The organism is Pseudomonas sp. PDM20, from assembly GCF_014852575.3.
Classification (GTDB): Bacteria; Pseudomonadota; Gammaproteobacteria; order Pseudomonadales; family Pseudomonadaceae; genus Pseudomonas.
On the sequence record NZ_CM181224.1, the window covers coordinates 300,303 to 315,947 of the forward strand.

15 protein-coding genes are annotated in these 15,645 nt (G+C 66.6%); 11 read left to right on the top strand and 4 right to left on the bottom strand.

The window, feature by feature from the left end; all coding sequences use genetic code 11:
- Complete coding sequence (locus IB261_RS01465) at positions 1–714, bottom strand: hypothetical protein (protein WP_192383384.1); 714 nt, start codon at positions 712–714, stop codon at positions 1–3.
- A gap of 13 nt (positions 715–727) precedes the next feature.
- Positions 728–2,122 carry an argininosuccinate lyase gene (gene argH, locus IB261_RS01470; protein WP_081518734.1) on the bottom strand — a complete coding sequence of 465 codons (1,395 nt, stop codon included), beginning with the start codon at positions 2,120–2,122 and terminating at the stop codon, positions 728–730.
- Positions 2,123–2,354: 232 nt separating this feature from the next.
- Here argH and IB261_RS01475 point away from each other — a divergent pair, with 232 nt between their 5' ends.
- From IB261_RS01475 to IB261_RS01500, 6 genes are all read left to right on the top strand, one after another.
- The gene (locus IB261_RS01475; protein ID WP_081518733.1) at positions 2,355–3,425 is read left to right on the top strand and encodes a sensor histidine kinase; all 1,071 of its coding nucleotides are present in this window, start codon (positions 2,355–2,357) and stop codon (positions 3,423–3,425) included.
- A 4-nt stretch (positions 3,426–3,429) separates the two neighbouring features.
- On the top strand, positions 3,430–4,176 hold the full coding sequence (algR, locus tag IB261_RS01480) for an alginate biosynthesis regulator AlgR (RefSeq protein WP_017521347.1): 747 nt from the start codon (positions 3,430–3,432) through the stop codon (positions 4,174–4,176).
- A gap of 113 nt (positions 4,177–4,289) precedes the next feature.
- On the top strand, positions 4,290–5,228 hold the full coding sequence (gene hemC, locus IB261_RS01485) for a hydroxymethylbilane synthase (RefSeq protein ID WP_192383383.1): 939 nt from the start codon (positions 4,290–4,292) through the stop codon (positions 5,226–5,228).
- The gene (locus IB261_RS01490; RefSeq protein ID WP_192210428.1) at positions 5,225–5,983 is read left to right on the top strand and encodes a uroporphyrinogen-III synthase; all 759 of its coding nucleotides are present in this window, start codon (positions 5,225–5,227) and stop codon (positions 5,981–5,983) included. The genes hemC and IB261_RS01490 overlap by 4 nt, the downstream gene beginning before the upstream one ends.
- 27 nt (positions 5,984–6,010) lie before the next feature.
- A complete protein-coding gene (locus tag IB261_RS01495) occupies positions 6,011–7,123 on the top strand; it encodes a uroporphyrinogen-III C-methyltransferase (RefSeq protein WP_192383382.1) in 1,113 nt (370 codons plus the stop codon).
- Entirely contained in the window at positions 7,120–8,352 is a 1,233-nt protein-coding gene (locus IB261_RS01500) for a heme biosynthesis HemY N-terminal domain-containing protein (RefSeq protein WP_192383381.1), read from the top strand. The genes IB261_RS01495 and IB261_RS01500 overlap by 4 nt, the downstream gene beginning before the upstream one ends.
- A gap of 48 nt (positions 8,353–8,400) precedes the next feature.
- Here IB261_RS01500 and IB261_RS01505 read toward each other — a convergent pair whose 3' ends face one another.
- Positions 8,401–9,486: a PQQ-dependent sugar dehydrogenase gene (locus tag IB261_RS01505; RefSeq protein ID WP_192383380.1), complete on the bottom strand. Its 1,086-nt coding sequence runs from the start codon at positions 9,484–9,486 to the stop codon at positions 8,401–8,403.
- 116 nt (positions 9,487–9,602) lie between these two features.
- Here IB261_RS01505 and IB261_RS01510 point away from each other — a divergent pair, with 116 nt between their 5' ends.
- The 3 genes from IB261_RS01510 (at position 9,603) to IB261_RS01520 (ending at position 12,635) form a co-directional block, all read left to right on the top strand.
- Positions 9,603–10,088, top strand: coding sequence for a disulfide bond formation protein B (locus tag IB261_RS01510; RefSeq protein WP_151189002.1), 486 nt, complete (start codon positions 9,603–9,605; stop codon positions 10,086–10,088).
- A gap of 256 nt (positions 10,089–10,344) precedes the next feature.
- Positions 10,345–10,812: an Rsd/AlgQ family anti-sigma factor gene (locus tag IB261_RS01515; RefSeq protein WP_081518726.1), complete on the top strand. Its 468-nt coding sequence runs from the start codon at positions 10,345–10,347 to the stop codon at positions 10,810–10,812.
- A gap of 650 nt (positions 10,813–11,462) precedes the next feature.
- Complete coding sequence (locus IB261_RS01520) at positions 11,463–12,635, top strand: AlgP family protein (RefSeq protein ID WP_192383379.1); 1,173 nt, start codon at positions 11,463–11,465, stop codon at positions 12,633–12,635.
- 3 nt (positions 12,636–12,638) lie between these two features.
- On the opposite strand, the gene IB261_RS01525 is transcribed toward IB261_RS01520, so the two are convergent.
- Positions 12,639–13,103: a TIGR02444 family protein gene (locus IB261_RS01525; RefSeq protein ID WP_192383378.1), complete on the bottom strand. Its 465-nt coding sequence runs from the start codon at positions 13,101–13,103 to the stop codon at positions 12,639–12,641.
- Between the two features lie 47 nt (positions 13,104–13,150).
- Between IB261_RS01525 and IB261_RS01530 the strand changes: the two genes are divergently transcribed.
- Together IB261_RS01530 and IB261_RS01535 are read left to right on the top strand one after the other, a co-directional pair.
- Positions 13,151–15,061, top strand: a complete 1,911-nt coding sequence (locus IB261_RS01530; protein WP_192383377.1) for an ATP-binding cassette domain-containing protein — start codon at positions 13,151–13,153, stop codon at positions 15,059–15,061.
- Positions 15,061–15,624, top strand: coding sequence for a mechanosensitive ion channel family protein (locus tag IB261_RS01535; RefSeq protein ID WP_081518722.1), 564 nt, complete (start codon positions 15,061–15,063; stop codon positions 15,622–15,624). Before IB261_RS01530 ends, IB261_RS01535 begins: the two co-directional genes overlap by 1 nt.
- The last annotated feature ends 21 nt before the right edge of the window (positions 15,625–15,645 follow it).

Below are 15,645 nucleotides of genomic sequence, written 5' to 3' on the forward strand. Positions count from 1 at the left end.
TCAGGACGAGGTGTAGTAGTACTTCTTCGCCCAGGCGTAGGGGCGTTGCCGTTCGGAGCACCAGCCGGCGAAGCTGCCTTCGGGTTGTGCCGAGTAGGCCTGCCAGTCATCCAGCATGGCCGAAAGCTGCACGGCTTCCTTGGCGGGTCGGGCGAACGGGCTGGTGTCCGGCGCCTCGGCGATGAGTTGCGCCACCCGCTCCAGCGCTTCGCGCGCACTGGCCGGCTCACCGATGAAGAAGCCCTCCTCCAGATGGTGCATCGCGTAGTCTGCGGCGCCCAGGGCGAAATCGATCAATCGGTAGCGGACAGCGACATCGTCCGGGCCCACCGCCAGCGCCCGGCGCAGGAGATCGCCATCGTTCTGCAGCAGCCCCAGCCAGCGCAGCGGCGCGTGCGCCGTCGGTGCGCTGGCGATCCAGGCTTGCAGTGTCGGGACCAGGAAGCGCGCGAGCAGCGGCTGGGCGAGGAACTGGTGGGCTTCGCGGGTCTGGCTGTGCAGCGTGAGTATCTGCAGGCTCAGTTCGCGGGCTGGCAGAGTGTCGGGGGCAGGGGCGTTGCGCAGGAACCCTTCGAGGGCGGCAAACGCCTGCCGACGCACGCCTCGACTGCGGGCGCGGGCGTAATCCGCGAGCGCCTGCAGGCCGGGCAGGCTCGCCAGTTCATCGGCGAGCCGCTCCAGTCCTTCGAAGTTTTCCTGGTTCCAGTAGTGCATGAACGCGCTGTGCTCAGCGCGTGGCCAGCAGTTCCCGGCCGCGAGCGACGGCAGCGCGGACCTGGTTCGGCGCGGTGCCGCCGATGTGGTCGCGGGCGTTCACCGAGCCTTCCAGGGTCAGCACGGCGAACACGTCGTCGTCGATCTGGTCGCTGAACTGACGCAGCTCGTCCAGGCTCATCTCGGCCAGGTCCTTGCCGCTGTCTACGCCGTACTTCACGGCGTGGCCGACGATCTCGTGGCAATCACGGAACGGCAGGCCACGGCGCACCAGGTAGTCGGCGAGGTCAGTGGCGGTGGAGAAGCCGCGGCGGGCCGCTTCGCGCATGATCTCGCGCTTGGGCTTGATCGCCGGAACCATGTCGGCGAAGGCGCGCAGGCTGTCGCGCAGGGTGTCGGCGGCGTCGAACAGCGGTTCCTTGTCTTCCTGGTTGTCCTTGTTGTAGGCCAGCGGCTGGCCCTTCATCAGGGTCAGCAGGCCGGCGAGGTGGCCGAACACGCGGCCGGACTTGCCACGCACCAGCTCCGGGACGTCCGGGTTCTTCTTCTGCGGCATGATCGAGGAGCCGGTGCAGAAGCGGTCGGGCAGGTCGATGAACTGGAACTGGGCGCTGGTCCAGAGCACCAGCTCTTCGGAGTAGCGCGACAGGTGCATCATCGCGATCGAGGCGGCGGCACAGAATTCGATGGCGAAGTCACGGTCGGACACGCCGTCCAGCGAGTTGCCGGAGATCGCTTCGAATCCCAGCAGTTCGCAGGTGATGGTCCGGTCGATCGGGTAGGTGGTGCCTGCCAGCGCAGCGCTGCCCAGGGGCATGCGGTTGGCGCGCTTGCGGCAGTCCACCAGGCGCTCATAGTCGCGGCTGAGCATTTCGAACCAGGCCAGCAGGTGGTGGCCGAAGGTCACTGGCTGCGCGGTCTGCAGGTGGGTGAAGCCGGGCATGATGGTGTCGGCCTCGGCTTCCGCCAGGCCCAGCAGGCCCTGCTGCAGGCGGGTGATCTCGGCGAGGATCAGGTCGATCTCGTCACGCAGCCACAGGCGGATGTCGGTGGCGACCTGGTCGTTGCGCGAACGGCCGGTGTGCAGTTTCTTGCCGGTGACGCCGATGCGGTCGGTCAGACGCGCCTCGATGTTCATGTGCACGTCTTCCAGGTCGACGCGCCAGTCGAAGGTGCCGGCTTCGATCTCGCTCTGGATCTGCTTGAGGCCGTCGATGATGGTGTCGCGCTCGGCGTCGCTCAGCACGCCGACCTTGGCCAGCATGGTGGCGTGGGCCATGGAGCCCATGATGTCGTGGCGATAGAGGCGCTTGTCGAAGTCGACGGAAGCGGTGAAGCGGGCGACAAAGGCATCGACGGGCTCGCTGAAACGGCCGCCCCAGGACTGGTTGGTCTTCTCTACGCTCATGGATCTCTCTCGCTGAAACGGGCAGGCGCGGCGCGCGGCCTGCATGAAGGGCAAAGTGCGACGATAATAGCAGGCTGAAGGACAAAACCGGCGGCGCTTTGGCGGGTTGCGGCGGGGGAGTGGCGGTGAATCGTCGCGGGCCCCGTGCCGATCTTTGCGCTGCCCGACAATTCCTGGCTTTTGGTCGCACGCGGCGCTTGCCGCCGTGCAGGCGCTTACGGAAACTGCGTCGATGCCCAGACTGACGAAGACCGGCGACAAGCCGGCGCCCAACGAAGACTACTTCATTCCCGAACTCTGCCAGCCCGAAGCGCTGTTCAGCCTGGTGCTGCTCGCCGAGCTGCTGGTGCTCGTGCTGGTGCTCGCCGAGCCGATGACCCCCAGCTTCAACTGGGTGCGCCTGGCCCTGTCCTCGCTGTTCGTGCAGTGGATCGTGTTGCTCTCGGCCGGCCTGTTGTGCCAGCTAAGGCCGTTCATGGCGCGCTGGCCGGCGTGGTTCTCCGGCCTGCTCAGTTGTGCGCTGGTGGTCCTGCTGACGCTGGGCTGCACCTGGGTGGCGGATTATTTCTCCCTTGGCGGCCCCATGAGCCGCACCGGCGAGGTCAATCTCTATCTGCGTCATGCATTGATTGCGCTCATCATGTCCACGCTGTTGCTACGCTATTTCTATCTCCAGAGCCAATGGCGACGGCAGCAGCAGGCTGAGTTGCGGGCGCGGATCGAATCGCTGCAGGCGAGAATCCGTCCGCACTTTCTGTTCAACAGCCTCAACAGCATCGCCAGCCTGATCGAGATCGATCCGGGCAAGGCCGAGCTGGCGGTGCTGAATCTTTCGGACCTTTTTCGCGCCAGCCTGGCCAAACCTGGAACATTAATTTCCTGGGGAGAGGAACTTGAGCTGGCCAGACGCTATCTTTCCATTGAGCAGTTCCGTCTTGGCGACCGGTTGCAGATGGACTGGCAGGTGAGCGGCGTGCCCGACGGCGTGCCGATTCCCCAGCTGACACTGCAGCCGTTGCTCGAGAACTCATTGATTTATGGCATCCAGCCGCGCATCGAAGGCGGTCTGGTGAAAGTTGAGGCGGACTACCGTGACGGTGTGTTCCAGCTCTGCGTGAGCAACCCGTACGACGAATCGACCGAGACGCTGCCCACGAAGGGGACCAAGCAGGCCCTGCAGAATATTGCAGCGCGACTTGCGGCACTTTTCGGGCCAAAAGCTAGTCTCACCGTCGAGCGCCGTGACGGACGGCACTTCACCTGTCTACGCTATCCATGTGCGCGTCTCATGCAGGAAGCCTGAGCTTATGAATGTCCTGATCGTCGATGACGAACCCCTGGCGCGAGAGCGCCTGGCCCGGCTGGTGGGGCAACTGGACGGCTATCGCGTCCTCGAGCCATCCGCCAGCAACGGCGAAGAAGCGCTGACGCTGATCGACAGCCTGAAGCCGGATATCGTCCTGCTGGATATCCGCATGCCCGGCCTGGACGGGCTTCAGGTGGCCGCCAAGCTGTGCGAGCGCGAAGCCCCGCCGGCGGTGATCTTCTGTACCGCCCATGATGAATTCGCCCTGGAGGCGTTCCAGGTCAGTGCGGTCGGCTACCTGGTCAAACCGGTCCGCAGCGAGGACCTGGCCGACGCCCTGAAGAAAGCCTCGCGGCCCAACCGCGTGCAGCTCGCGGCGCTGACCAAGCCCCCGGCGGCCGGTGGCCCCGGCCCGCGCAGCCACATCAGCGCGCGGACCCGTAAGGGGATCGAGCTGATTCCACTGGAAGACGTGATCTTCTTCATCGCCGACCACAAGTACGTGACCCTGCGCCACGCGGGCGGCGAAGTGCTGCTGGACGAACCGCTGAAGGCGCTGGAGGACGAGTTCGGTGACCGCTTCGTGCGCATCCACCGCAACGCGCTGGTCTCCCGCGAGCGTATCGAGCGCCTGCAGCGCACCCCGCTTGGGCACTTCCAGCTGTACCTGAAAGGACTCAACGGCGACGCGCTGACCGTCAGCCGCCGCCATGTCGCTGGTGTCCGGCGACTCATGCATAACCTGTAGCGACACAGTGCCGCAGCGCCTGAAGCCTGGGGGGCGGCCCCCGGGCTTTTCGTTTGCGTGAGCTGTTATCATGCGGGCACTTTCTTGCACGCTTCCTTTGCCTGGAAATGCCCATGTCTCGCGAAATCCGTATCGCCACGCGCCAGAGCGCCCTGGCACTCTGGCAGGCCGAATACGTCAAGGCCCGCCTGGAACAGGCCCACCCCGGCCTGACCGTGACCCTCCTGCCGATGACCAGTCGCGGCGACAAGCTGCTGGACGCGCCGCTGGCGAAAATCGGCGGCAAGGGCCTGTTCGTCAAGGAGCTGGAAACCGCCCTGCTGGACAACGAAGCGGACATCGCCGTGCACTCCATGAAGGACGTGCCGATGGACTTCCCCGAAGGCCTGGGCCTGTACTGCATCTGCGAACGTGAAGACCCGCGCGACGCCTTCGTCTCCAATACCTACGCAAGCCTCGATGACCTGCCCGCCGGCAGCGTGGTCGGCACCTCCAGCCTGCGCCGCCAGGCCCAGCTGCTGGCCAGCCGCCCGGACCTGCAGATCCGCTTCCTGCGCGGCAACGTCAACACCCGCCTGGCCAAGCTCGACGCCGGTGAGTACGACGCGATCATCCTCGCTGCCGCCGGCCTGATCCGCCTCGGTTTCGAAGACCGCATCCGTTCCTCGATCAGCGTCGAGGCCAGCCTGCCGGCGGGTGGCCAGGGCGCAGTGGGTATCGAGTGCCGTACCGCCGACGCGGAAATCCACGCCCTGCTGCAACCGCTGCATCACCGCGAGACTGCCCTGCGCGTCACCGCCGAGCGCGCGCTGAACAAGCGCCTCAATGGCGGCTGCCAGGTGCCCATCGCCTGCTACGCGATCCTCGAAGGCGACCAGCTGTGGCTGCGCGGCCTGGTTGGTCAGCCCGACGGCACCGAACTGTTGCGTGCCGAAGCTCGCGCGCCCTTCGCCGACGCCGAAACCCTCGGCGTGAAGGTCGCGGAAGACCTGCTGGGCCAGGGCGCCCAGGAAATCCTCGACGCAGTCTACGGCGAGGCCGGTCACCCGTGAGCCGCTGGCGGCTGCTGCTGACCCGTCCCGAAGAGGATTGCGCGGCGCTCGCCGCTACCCTCGCCGAACACGGCATCCACGGCGACTGCCTGCCCTTGCTGGCGATCACGCCACGCGAAGAGACACCCGTCGAGCGCAGCCTGATCCTTGACCTGGACCGCTACTGCGCGGTTATCGTGGTCAGCAAGCCCGCGGCGCGCCTGGGCCTGGAGCGGCTCGACCGCTACTGGCCGCAGCCGCCGCTGACCCAGCGCTGGTTCACCGTCGGCGCCGCCACGGCGGCTATCCTCGAAGACTACGGTCTGGATGTGGTCTGCCCGCAGGACGGCGACGACAGCGAAGCCCTGCTGGCCCTGCCGGAGTTCGAGCAGGCCCTGCAGGTGCATGATCCGAAGGTGCTGATCATGCGCGGCGAGAGTGGCCGAGAATTCCTCGCCGAGCGCCTGCGCGGCCAAGGCGTGGTGGTCGACTATCTGGAACTCTACCGGCGCGAAATGCCGGCTTACCCTCCGGGCGAACTGCTGCGGCGAATCCAGGGGGAGCGTTTGAACGCCATCGCGGTCAGTAGTGGGCAGGGCCTCGAGCACCTGCGCCAGCTGGCGGCGGCGGATTGGCCGCAAGTCAGTGCCATGCCGTTGTTCGTGCCCAGCCCGCGGGTGGCTGAGCAGGCGCGGGAGATGGGGGCGCTGCAAGTAATCGATTGCCGGGGCGCAAGCCCGGCGGCATTAATGGAAGCGTTGAGAAGCGCCGACTAGAACAATTTCCGAGCGAAGGATGGATCTGTGAGCGAAGCCGTCACTCCCCAAGAGACTTCACCAACATCGTCCAGTCCGGCCCCTGCGCCGGCCCCGCGCAAGGGCGGCACGGGCATCGCCCTGCTGGCCCTGCTGGTCGGCGCCGCCGGCCTCGCCGCCGGTGGCTGGGGTGTCTGGCAGGTCCAGCAGCTCAAGGGCGCCGAGCAGCAGCGTGCCGCGCAACTGGAAGATGCCCGCGCCCAGGCGCAGGGCCTACAGAACGCCAACGCGGAGCTGAACAAGCGCCTGGATACCCTGCCCAACGCCGACGAGCTCGAAGCCCGCCGCCGCCTCGTGGTGGAGCTGCAGGGCGACCAGCAGCAGCTGGCCAAGCAGGTCAAGCAGGTCCTGGGGCAGAGTCGCCAGCAGTGGCGCCTGGCTGAGTCCGAGCATCTGTTGCGTCTGGCAGCGCTGCGTCTCTCCGCGCTGCAGGACATCGACAGCGCCACCGAACTGGTCCAGGGCGCCGACGACATCCTTCGTGTGAACAACGATCCGGGCGCCTTCGCCGCGCGGGCGCAACTGGCCAAGAGCCTCGAAGCGCTGCGCGCGCTACCGCGTCCAGACCGCACCGGGCTGTTCCTGCAGTTGGGCGCGCTGCGCGACCAGGCTGCGCAACTGCAACCGCTGAACCCCGCTTTCAAGCCGTCCGAGACCGGCACTGGGCCGAACACCGCCTGGAGCGACGGCAACGACCGCTGGAGCGAGTGGTGGGACCGCGTCTCGCAATACGTGCGTATCGATTTCAATGCCGGGCAGGATATCCGCCCGCTGCTCTCCGGGCAGCAGCTCGACCGCGTCCGCCTCGCTCTGAGCCTTGCCCTGGAACAGGCGCAGTGGGCCGCCCTGAACGGCAAGCAGGACGTCTACGAGCAGGCGCTGAAGCAGGCCAAACAGATAGTCGGCGACTTCTTCAACGCCGACCTCGCCGACAGCCGCGCGCTGGTTGCGCGACTGGATGAGCTCAGCGGTCAGGCCGTCACCGTGCAGACGCCGGACCTCGGTCCGGCCCTGAGTTCGCTGCAGGCCTACCTGTCGCGCCGCGAGAATGCGGTGCAGCAGCAGGAGGCGGTGGCGCCGGACGCGGGGACCCAGCCATGAGCCGCGTCTATGTCCTGATCCTCGCCGTGGTCCTGGCGGCCACCCTGGTCGGGCTGGCCATCGCCGAGCAGTCCGGCTACGTGCTGATCGCCTACAAGAGCTTCCGTTACGAATCCAGCCTGTGGACCTTCCTCGCGCTGCTGGTGGTGCTCTGGGTGATCTACCTCGTCGTGCGCCTGGTGTTGCGCCTGCTGGGCGTGTCCGGGCGCGTGGTGAATCCCTGGTCGCGCTTCAACCGTCGCCGTCGCTCGCAACTGGCCGAGGAACACGGCCAGCGTGATCTTGCCGAAGGCCACTGGGCGCAGGCGCTGCGTCACCTGCGTCGCGCCGCCGAGCTGAGCGATCGCCCGCTGCCGCATTACCTGGGCGCCGCCCGCGCGGCCAATGAGCTGGGCAAGACCGAAGAGTGCGACGACCTGCTGGACCGCGCCCAGGAGCGCGAGCCCGGCACCGAGCTGGCGGTGGGGCTGACCCGTGCCCAGCTGCTGATCAACCGCGGCGACTTCACCCGCGCCCGCGTGGTGCTGGACAAGCTGCATCAGGATCACCCGCGTCATCCGACCGTGCTGCGCCTGCTCCAGCAGCTCTACGTCAGCCTCCACGACTGGCAGGCGCTGTGCGTGCTGCTGCCCGAGCTGCGCAAGGAGCGTGTGCTGCAGAACGCCGAGCTGGCGGACCTGGAGCGCCGCACCTGGATGGCCGCGCTGGGCGAGGCGGGCGAGCAGGGCCTCGGCCAGGGCGAAAGCAGCCTGCAGCCGCTGACCCAGCGCTGGCAGAACGTGCCCTCCAACCTTCGCGCGCAGCCGCCGCTGGTGGCCGCCTACGCCGAACAGCTGCTGCGCCTGGGCGCGCCGGAAGAGGCCGAGGACGTGCTGCGCAAGGCGCTCAAGGAAGGCTACGACAGTCGCCTGGTACACCTCTATGGCCGCGCCCGTGGCCGCGATGGTGCGCACCAGTTGAAGACCGCCGAAGGCTGGCTGAAGCAGCATGGCGACGACCCGGAGCTGCTGCTGACCCTCGGCCGCCTGAGCCTGCAGAACAAGCTGTGGGGCAAGGCGCGCGAGTACCTGGAAGCCAGCCTGGCCCGCCAGCGCAGCGCGGAAACCTGCGCCGAACTGGCGCGCCTGCTGGCGCAGTTGGGTGAAGTCGAGCGCAGCAACCAGCTGTTCCAGGAAGGCCTTGGCCTGTTGGCGCCGCCGGTTTCGTTGCCGGTGGCCGTGCGCGCCTGATCGCGTTGCTGGAAGTGAAAACGGCGCCCTGGGGCGCCGTTTTCGTTGTCAGGGTTTGCCGTAGCGGATGCGGTAGATCGCGCCGTTCTGGTCATCGCTGACCAGCAGCGAGCCGTCCGGCGCCACCAGCACATCCGCGGGTCTTCCGCTGACCCCGCCATCCTTGTCCAGCCAGCCTTCGGCGAACACGCTCTGGCGTTTGAGTGTGCCGTCCTCGTTGAGCTCGATGCGTGCCACGCGGTAGCCGATCTTCTGCGTGCGGTTCCACGAGCCGTGCTCCGCGATGAACAGGTTGTTGCGGTACTCGGCGGGGAATTGCTCGCCGGTATAGAAACGCAGCCCAAGGGCGGCTACGTGCGGGCCGAGCTTGGCCACGGGAGGCGAGAATGCGGAGCAGGGTTTCCTGCCTTCCTCGGGATCGGCAATGTCGCCCTGGTGACAGTCGGGGTAGCCGAAGTCCTCGCCCACCTTGCTGATCTTGTTCAGCTCGTCATCGGGCTTGTCGTCGCCGAGCAGGTCGCGTCCGTTGTCGGTGAACCACATTTGCCTGGTCTGCGGATGCCAGGTGAAACCGACCGTGTTGCGGATGCCGTAGGCGACCACCTCGCGTGCGCTGCCATCGACGTTCATGCGTTGCAGGTTGGCGTACTGTTCGCGGTCCGGGCGGCAGATGTTGCAAGGCGCGCCGACCGGCACATAGAGCTTGTCGTCCGGGCCGAAAGCGATGAATTTCCAGCCGTGGGCGGTCTCCTTCGGAAACTGCGCCGGCAGCTCTTCAGCCTTTGGCGGCGCATCGAGGTGCGCCTCGATGTCGCGCAGCACGACGATGCGGCTGATCGACGACACGTACAGATCGCCTTTGTGGAAGGCCACGCCCACCGGCATCTGCAGGCCATCGGCGAGCGCCTTCACCTGGCCGTCGGGCTTCACCGCGTAGACATTGTCGGCGGAGCGGCTACCCACGAACAGCGTGCCCTTGTCGCCCCAGGCCATGGCGCGGGCGCCCGGTACCTGATCGGTCAGCAGGCTGATGTGAAAGCCGTCAGGGAGTCGGATCTGGCTAAGATCAGTGGCGGCAATGGCCGGCGCTGCTGCCAGGGAAAGCAGCGAGCAAAGTAGGAAATGACGACGCATGGCAGGAATTCCCGGATGAGTGCCACGGCCAGTCTAGACACTCGCCTTGAACTGATCGCCGTGTTTCCACTACCGTAGCGACCTTTCGTGCAACAGCGCTTTTCAGCGGAGCCGCCATGAACCTGGCCAGCCCTCGTTCCCTGTTCTTCCTTGCCTTCCTCGCCTGCGTCGCCCTGCTCGGCACCGGCTTCTACCTGCAGTACGTGGTCGGGCTGGAGCCTTGCCCGCTGTGCATCCTGCAGCGCATCTTCTTCGCCGGCTGCGGCCTGTTCTCGCTGATCGCCGCGCTGCACGGCCGTGCCCCGCGTGTGTACTCGCTGCTGATCCTGCTCAGTGCCCTGGGCGGTGCCGGCACCGCGGGCCGTCAGCTCTGGCTGCAGACCCTGCCGCCGGACCAGCTGCCGTCCTGCCTGCCGCCGCTGGATTTCATGCTCGAGAGCATGCCCTACACGCAGATCCTCTACACCATGTTCCACGGTTCGGCCGACTGCGCCGAAGTCACCTGGACGCTGCTCGGCATGAGCATTGCGGAGTGGAGCCTGCTGGCCTTCATCGGCTTCGCCCTGTTTGCCATCGTGCAGTTCTTCCGCCGCCGCGGCTGAGCGTCGCATCTCAATTTGCCATGGCCTGCGCCTCTTCGGCGCAGGCCAGAGGCGTCGCGGTCTGTCGATTAAACGCTCGTATGAATTTTCCCGTTGCCGGTGTCTTGAAGGCGATAACGGGCGGGCATACTCTGGTTTTCCACTCCGTCGGAAAGCCGCCGCCGAACAAGCTTCATACATCGCGGACGTCGAGAATCGACAGAATATTGTCCCGGGGCGGACCTAGCCGGGACGGCGAAAGGGAAGTGAGGACAACATGCTCGAGAGCTGCCGTAATGCCCAGGAACGTTGGGGAGGCGTACACCAGCTGATCGACCGCTGGTTGCGGGATCGACATGAGTTGGTCCGGGCATTCGATTCCCTGGACGGTGTCCAGGCGCCGAAAACCAACGCCGAAAACCTCCAGAGCTTCTGCCAGCTCCTGCTCGACTACGTGTCGGCGGGACACTTCGAAGTCTACGAACAGCTGATGAACGAGGCGCAGGCCTTCGGCGATACGCGCGGCCTGGAACTGGCCAAGCAGATCTACCCGCGCCTGGAAACCATCACCGCCAACGCGCTCAACTTCAACGACCGCTGCGACAATGGCGATTGCCGTGAAGGCACCTGCCTGACCAGCGAACTGAAAAACCTGCGCCAGCAACTGCACGAACGCTTCGAACTGGAAGACTGCCTGATCGAAGTGCTGCATAACTCCCACGAGCAGAAAGCCGTTACGGCCTGAGCGAAGGGACCTCCGACAACGGCGCGAGCGCTTGAAGCACTCGCGCCGTTTTCGTTTGTGGCGGGTTCGTGGCGTTCATGCCGATCGGGGGCGGAGCTTCAGGTCACGCAGGAGTGGACTCTGTCCGCGCTGTTTCGAGCCTCGCCCTCTGAGCGCGCAACGCTGAAAAACTCGCGCCGTTCGGCAGCTTGCAGCGGTGCTCTCGCCGTCTTTTTCGCGGGATCAATCGCTGCTGAAAATGGGCCGCAACGGTGACTGCGAGCGGGTGCTCGCAAGAGCATTTCCACAGTGCTGCGACGGTGATTCTCGCGTCGTGCCGACGCGCCTCGAACGACTGCCACTCCGCCTTCCTCGGTACTGCTGCGTATTGCGCGAAAGGCTCTGCGACGGGCGTTTGCGGCCAGCTCTGAAAATTTATTTTTCACCCTCAAGCGCCCGCGCCACGGGCGTTTGCGCTGCCTGGCCGATTGCGCCAACGGAACCAAGTGCGTGGGCCAGCGTCATTGAGGGAGTGAAAAAACGCGCCTTCGCGCACTGCTGAAAACGCCTGAAGCCAATGCCTGCTGCGGCCTGCAGCACCATAGGGACATTGGCGAGAGGCCATCAGCGGGGCTAGTATGGGCGCAACCACGTCCGCCAGGAGGCACGTCATGTCGGCCAACAAGAAACCCGTCACTACCCCTCTGCACCTGCTGCACCAGTTGTCCAACAGTCTGATCGAACACCTCGAAGGTGCCTGCAAGCAGGCGCTCGTCGATTCCGAAAAGCTGCTCGCCAAGCTCGAGAAACAACGCGGCAAGGCTCAGGAGAAGCTGCACAACGCACGCACCAAGCTGCAGGACGCGACCAAGGCCGGCAAGGCGAAGGCGCAGGCCAAGGCCAAGTCGAGCATCGCTGAGCTCGATGGCGTGCTGGATGTTCTGAAGACCCGCCAGACTGAAACCCGTGCCTACATCGCCAACCTCAAGCGCGATGTGCAGGAGAGCCTCAAGCTCGCCCAGGGCGTGACCAAGGTGAAGGAAGCCGCTGGCAAATCCCTCGCTACCCGCAAGCCGGCTGCCGCCGCTGCCAAACCGGTTGCCAAGGCTGCCGCCAGGCCGGCCGCTAAACCCGCTGCCAAACCGGCTGCCAAGCCCGCCGTGAAAGCTGCCGCCAAGCCTGCTGCGAAGCCGGCCGCCAAGGTTGCCGCTGCCAAGCCTGCTGCCGCGAAAGCTGCTGCCAAGCCGGCCGCCAAACCCGCCGCCAAACCGGCTGCCAAGGCTGCCGCCAAACCGGCCGCCAAGCCCGCAGCAAAACCTGCAGCCAAGCCGGCCGCCAAGACTGCTGCCGCCAAGCCCGCCGCTGCCAAGCCCGCCGCTAAACCGGCTGCGAAGCCTGCTGCGAAAGCCGCCGCCAAGCCGGCAGCCAAACCCGCTGCCAAGCCTGCTGCCGCTGCCGCCAAACCGGCCGCCAAGCCCGCCGCTAAACCGGCTGCGAAGCCTGCTGCGAAAGCCGCTGCCAAACCCGCCGCGAAGCCGGTTGCCAAGCCTGCTGCCGCCAAGCCTGCCGCTGCCGCCAAACCGGCTGCCAAGCCTGCCGCGAAGCCCGCTGCCGCTGCCAAGCCGGCTGCCAAACCCGCCGCTAAACCGGCTGCCAAACCGGCCGTGAAAGCCGCAGCCAAGCCGGCCGCAAAACCGGCCGCCAAGCCTGCAGCCAAACCGGCCGCTCCGGCTGCCCCGAGCGCACCGGCTGCCCAGCCGAGCACTCCGGCCGCTACCCCGGTTGCCAGCGCCACTGCGGCACCGGCTGCTCCGGCCAGCAGCAACTCCTCCAGCGCTTCCTAAGGCTCAGGAGAGGCTCGCCGCGGTGCGCAGGGTTTCCCGCGCATCGCGGCGCAAGCCGCCCGCTTTGCCCGCCGCGGCTTCCAGCCAGCGCGCCAGATCCTCCGCTTCACCCCGTGGCCAACCCTGCGCCACCATCTCCAGTCTCCCCAGCAGCACCTGTTCCGCTTCCAGTTCGAGCTGCTTGATTCGCTCGCGCAATGGCTCCAGCTGAGCATCCTGCTTCGCCGATTCCCGCCAGCGCTGACGCAGCAAGCGCAACGGCACAACCACCTCTTCGCGCCATCCCTGCGCCGTGCTTTCCAGCTCGTTCATTCGCGACGCTTCGAAGGCCACTCCAGTGCTGCCCAGCCACGCCGCAGCGAGCAGCAGACAGACGTCCGTGCCGCCGTCCTGCAGGGCCAGGCAAGCCGCCTCAACCCCAGGGCGGGCGTAGAGTTTCAGTGCATACGACCAGACATCATCAGACATAGAGCACCCACAGCGATTGCCAGGCGAAGCTGATAAACTCCGCCGCCATGATTCGACTACAAAATCTTACGCTACAGCGTGGCCCCCAGCGCTTGCTGGAAGGTGCCGAACTCACCCTGCACGCCGGACAGAAAGTCGGCCTGATCGGCGCCAACGGCGCCGGCAAGTCGAGCCTGTTCGCCCTGCTGCGCGGCCAGCTCGGCCAGGACGCCGGCGACTGCTACCTGCCCGCTGACTGGCGTATCGCGCACATGCGCCAGGAGGTCGATACCCTCGACCGCCTCGCCGTCGACTACGTGCTGGACGGCGACGTGCACCTGCGCAAGATCCAGGCGGACCTCGCCGCGGCGGAAGACGCCCACGATGGCACTGCCCTGGCGCGCCTGCACAGCGAGCTGGACAGCGCCGACGGATACACCGCCGACGCCCGCGCGCGCAAGCTGCTGGCCGGCCTGGGCTTTACCTCCGAGCAGATGGACCGCCGAGTCGGCGACTTCTCCGGTGGCTGGCGGATGCGCCTGAACCTGGCGCAGGCGCTGATGTGCCCGTCCGAACTGCTGCTGCTCGACGAGCCCACCAACCACCTCGACCTCGACGCCATCCTCTGGCTGGAAGAGTGGCTCAAGGGCTATCCGGGCACGCTCCTGCTGATCTCCCACGACCGCGACTTCCTCGACGCCGTGGTGGACAACATTGCCCACCTCGAACAGCGCAAGCTGACCCTGTACCGTGGCGGCTACACGGCCTTCGAGCGTACCCGCGCCGAACGCCTCGCCCAGCAGCAACAGGCGTACGAGAAGCAGCAGGCGCAACGCGCCCACATGGAAAAGTACATCGCCCGCTTCCGCGCCCAGGCCACCAAGGCCCGCCAGGCGCAGAGCCGGATCAAGGCGCTGGAGCGCCTGGAGGAACTGGCGCCGGCCCACGTCGATTCGCCGTTCGACTTTGCCTTCCGCGAGTCCGACAAGATTTCCAGCCCGCTGTTGAATCTCTCCGAAGCCCGCCTGGGTTACGGCGACAAGACCGTGCTGGAAAAGGTCAAGCTGCAACTGGTGCCCGGCGCGCGCATCGGCCTTCTCGGCCCCAACGGCGCGGGCAAGTCGACCCTGATCAAGACCCTGTCCGGCGACCTGTCGCTGCTGTCCGGTGAGCTTGCCCGTGGCGAGAACCTCGCCATCGGCTACTTCGCCCAGCACCAGCTCGACTCGCTGGACCCCAAGGCCAGCCCGCTGCTGCACCTGGCGCGTATCGCGCCGGCCGAGCGCGAGCAGACCCTGCGTGACTTCCTCGGCGGTTTCGACTTCCGTGGCGAGCGTTGTGACGAGCCGGTGCTGAATTTCTCCGGTGGCGAGAAGGCGCGCCTGGCCCTGGCACTGATCGCCTGGCAGAAGCCCAACCTGCTGCTGCTCGACGAACCGACCAACCACCTCGACCTGGAAATGCGCCTGGCGCTGACCCTGGCGCTGCAGGAATTCTCCGGCGCCGTGGTGGTGGTGTCGCACGATCGTCACCTGCTCAAGAGCACCACCGACGAGTTCCTGCTGGTGGCCGACGGGCGCATCCAGGAGTTCGATGGCGATCTCGAAGACTACGCCCGCTGGCTGGTGGATTTCCGCGCGCGGCAGGCGCCGTCGTCGCCCGCCGCTCCCGCTGGCGACAAGACTGACAAGCGCGCCCAGCGCCAGGCCGCCGCGGCCCTGCGCCAGCAGCTCGCCCCGCACAAGCGCGAGGCGGACAAGCTGGAGAAGGAGCTGGGCAAGGTCCACGAGCAACTCGCCGAGCTGGAGCAGCGCCTGGGCGACAGCGCGCTCTACGAGTCTTCGCGCAAGGATGAACTGCGCGATCTGCTGGCCCGCCAGGCGACCCTGAAGGGTCGCGAGAGCGAGCTGGAAGAGTCCTGGCTGATGGCCCTGGAAACCCTCGAAGAGCTGCAGCGCCAGCTCGAGGCCAGCGAGTGATGGACGATGTGAACCTGCTGGTGGCGTGGAGCGAACCGCTGCTGCGCGGCGGGCAGATCATCCTCGTCCTGCTGCTGGCGTGGCTGGTGCAGCGCGTGGTGACGCGCGCCGTCAGTCGCCTGGGTGAACGCTACCCGATGCCGCCGGAGCTGCTGCTGCCGCTGCGCGGCGGCCTGCGCTGGCTGATCATGGGCTCGGCGGTAATGCTGGTGCTGGAGCGCCTGGGCGTTTCCGCCGATGTGCTCTGGGCTGCGCTGACCGGCTTCGCCGCCGTTGCGGCGGTGGCCTTCTTCGCCATCTGGAGCGTGCTCTCCAACCTGTTCTGCGCGCTGATGATCTTCACCATGGGCCCGTTCCGCCTGGGCGATCGCGTGGAAGTCATCGAGTCCGCCGACAAGCCCGGCGTGAAGGGCCGGGTGATCGCAATCAACCTGCTCTACACCACCCTGGAGGAAGTCGCCGAGGACGGCACCCCTGGCGCGCTGCTGCAAGTGCCGAACAACCTGTTCTTCCAGAAGGCCATCCGCCGCTGGCGCGGCCCGAATTTCCCCACCACCCCCTGACCCCTTGACCCCCAACGGACA